Here is a 434-nt window from a genome sequence, read left to right on the forward strand (position 1 = left end):
GATTCAAGCCCAATAAGCTGTAAAACGCTAGGTCATTTCTTTGGTGTTGACGGCAAACGTCTTGAGGGACAATATGCTAGCCATCTGAGTGGATTTACCGTTTGGGATCAGCTGCAGCATGCTGAGGACTGGCTTATATTTCCTGAAAATATGGGTGAATATCTTTCCATAGATGAAACCAGCTTGTCGCAGGGAGAGTTGTATACCGTTTTGACCAATAAGGCTGCAAAAGGTAAAAAAGGTGCCCTTGTTGCAATTATTAAAGGAACCGAAAGCGAATCGGTGATCAAAGTCCTCTCTCAGATCAAGGTAGGCTTGCGCAGAAAAGTGAATGAAGTTACTCTTGATCTTGCTCCAACTATGTCTCGTATCGTTAAACGGTGCTTTCCTCAGTCCAAACTGGTCTCTGACCGGTTCCATGTTCAGCAACTGGC

At 44.5% G+C, this 434-nt stretch carries 1 protein-coding gene; it reads left to right on the forward strand.

Annotation, left to right across the window (positions count from 1 at the left end; translation table 11 throughout):
• The coding region (locus ABD692_RS07665) for a transposase (protein ID WP_344766069.1) at positions 1 to 434 on the forward strand (434 nt) is incomplete at both ends.

Source organism: Pedobacter ginsengiterrae, assembly GCF_039537385.1.
In the GTDB taxonomy this organism is placed as follows: domain Bacteria; phylum Bacteroidota; class Bacteroidia; order Sphingobacteriales; family Sphingobacteriaceae; genus Pedobacter; species Pedobacter ginsengiterrae.